Annotated in this window: 3 protein-coding genes; all 3 read right to left on the bottom strand. The window is 67.4% G+C overall.

Going from position 1 to position 1927, the window contains the following annotated elements:
* A partial coding sequence (locus EPD66_RS24460; RefSeq protein WP_221931089.1) for a DUF3383 family protein occupies positions 1–880 on the bottom strand: 880 nt, incomplete at its 3' end.
* Positions 881–888: 8 nt separating this feature from the next.
* Positions 889–1425: a hypothetical protein gene (locus EPD66_RS23085; protein ID WP_142850923.1), complete on the bottom strand. Its 537-nt coding sequence runs from the start codon at positions 1423–1425 to the stop codon at positions 889–891.
* The gene (locus tag EPD66_RS23080; RefSeq protein ID WP_142850922.1) at positions 1422–1769 is read right to left on the bottom strand and encodes a hypothetical protein; all 348 of its coding nucleotides are present in this window, start codon (positions 1767–1769) and stop codon (positions 1422–1424) included. Before EPD66_RS23080 ends, EPD66_RS23085 begins: the two co-directional genes overlap by 4 nt.
* Between the last annotated feature and the right edge of the window lie 158 nt (positions 1770–1927).

The following is a 1927-nucleotide window of genomic DNA, read 5'->3' as shown; positions in this document are numbered from 1 at the left end:
CGGCATGGGGATTGGACGAATAGACGACCAGGCTGCGGCGGCGTCCCAGCCCCGACAGCCGGCTGGCGACATCATTGCCGAATGCGGCATCCAGCACCCGGGTATCGGTGGTGGTGACCGCATAGATACGGCTTTTGGCGCTGGCTTCGATGAAGCCGGCCACGGCGAGGTGATCCTCCACCGCAAGGCCGGGATCGGCGAAGGCGAGGCCGTACCAGTCGCCGGAGCGGTCGGCCAGCACGGCCACCGCCTCCAGCGGCGTTTCCGCGTCTGCGCCGGGCACCGGAGCCAGGGCGGTATCGGTCGTCAACTTCATCTGGCTGGCCAGCGGGCCGTCGGCATATCCCAGCACAGCAGCCGCGCCGGTCGCGGCGCTCGACAAGATGAAGCGGCTGCCGTCGTAATCGAGGCGCGCACCTTCGCCCGACAGGGCGGTGGAGGCGATGGCGGCGATGCCTTCCAGGGTGACGGCATCGGAAAAATCCAAATCCTCAACCGTGCGCTGTTGACCGTTGATATTGATGGTCATGGCGCCCTCGGTAATGCCGGTCCAGGCCGAGAGAGCGGCTTCCGTCTCGCTCAAGGCGGCGCCTTTCAGCACGGCCGAAGCATCCTCCTTGATCCAGCGGCCGACATAGAGGAGTGAGGGGCGCGGCGACTGGCTGAAGAACAGCTCGGCGGCCTGATATTCCGGCGCGGCAAGGCCGAAATCGGCGGCTACGGCATCGATGCCGGCATAGGCGCGGATACGTTCGCCCTGATCGATCACCTCGGATGATCCAAGCAGCAACAGCGCGCCGAAATTCCGGCGAGCGGCGGCGAGCGGCGCCAGATTGATAGAGACCTTGACCACGCGGTCGACAGAGAGGGCTTTGGTCATGATATGCCTCAGCTATTGGCAATGAGTTGGTGGCGCCCGCAGGCGAGATTTTCGATTGCTACGGCCAGGGCTTCGGCCTGGCGCAGGGTGAGGGTCAGATCGAAGCGCGGCAGCCAGGACCCGCCGACCAGTTCCGGCGCGGCGATGATGGCGCCGGCCGACACATAGGCCAGACCGGCCGCACGGAGCCCCTCCCGGTTTTGGGCGATCAGCAGCCCCGCCCGGACCCGGCCGGCCAGAACGTCGCCGCCCGGACCGTAGAAGGACAGGGCCACGGTCAGGGATGCCTGGCTGTGCAGGACTGCCGCGCCGTCGCCCTGGATCAGCTGAGTGCCCTCGGGCGCCGCCTCCGTGATGCCGAAGGCGCACCAGTCCACTTCGGGCTTTGGTTGCGGCGGCGGCTTGGGCTGGTAGCGCGGCCGGATCAGCGCCCCCTCCAAGCCGGTGAGACCGGCCAGCAGGTCGTGGATGACATCTTCCAGGGCTTCACGCGACAGGCCGCCCTGGACGGCCAAAGGGCCGCCGGTGGCCGAACTGTTGCTCATCGCACGCTCTCCATCACCGCGACCGCCCGGTAATAGGTCTCGCCGCTGCTGGTCCAGGTCTCGACCGACCGCACACGCCACGCCGATCCGGCATGGTCGAAGCGGATCTCGGCGGTGATCTGAGCCAGCGACCAGAGGGTCAGGGCATCCTTGTCGCGCTCGGCCTCGGGCAGGGTTTCGCGCTCGCGAGGTGTGGCCGGCTGCAGGGCGGCCTGGATGGTCATGCGCTCCAATACCGTCGTTTCGGTGCGCCCCCTCGGCGAAACCCCTTCGCCCAGGCGCTCGATGTCCAGGCTCTGCACCAGGTCCTCGTCGGAGAGCAGATCGGCGATCATCTCCATCATGCGCCGCGCCTCCGGATGACATAGGTGATCGCGTTGCGAAGGCCGCCGCTGAACAGCAGCGGATTGGTCTTGCGCGGCATCCGGGACGTGCTCTTTTTCCGCCGGCCGGGCGACTTGCCTTCGGCCGCCTCTTTCTCGCGCTTGGCCTTGGATTCCTG

The sequence above is a fragment of the Telmatospirillum sp. J64-1 genome, assembly GCF_006980715.1.
GTDB classification, from domain to species: Bacteria; Pseudomonadota; Alphaproteobacteria; order Rhodospirillales; family Magnetospirillaceae; genus Oleiliquidispirillum; species Oleiliquidispirillum nitrogeniifigens.
The sequence above is the reverse complement of the archived record's forward strand: the minus strand, read 5'-3'. Positions and strand labels throughout refer to the sequence as shown.

Bases quoted from the DNA above. Each gene is read 5' to 3' on its own strand.
- EPD66_RS23080 (WP_142850922.1), bottom strand. From the start codon at position 1,769: ATGATGGAGATGATCGCCGATCTGCTCTCCGACGAGGACCTGGTGCAG.
- EPD66_RS23085 (WP_142850923.1), bottom strand. From the start codon at position 1,425: ATGAGCAACAGTTCGGCCACCGGCGGCCCTTTGGCCGTCCAGGGCGGC.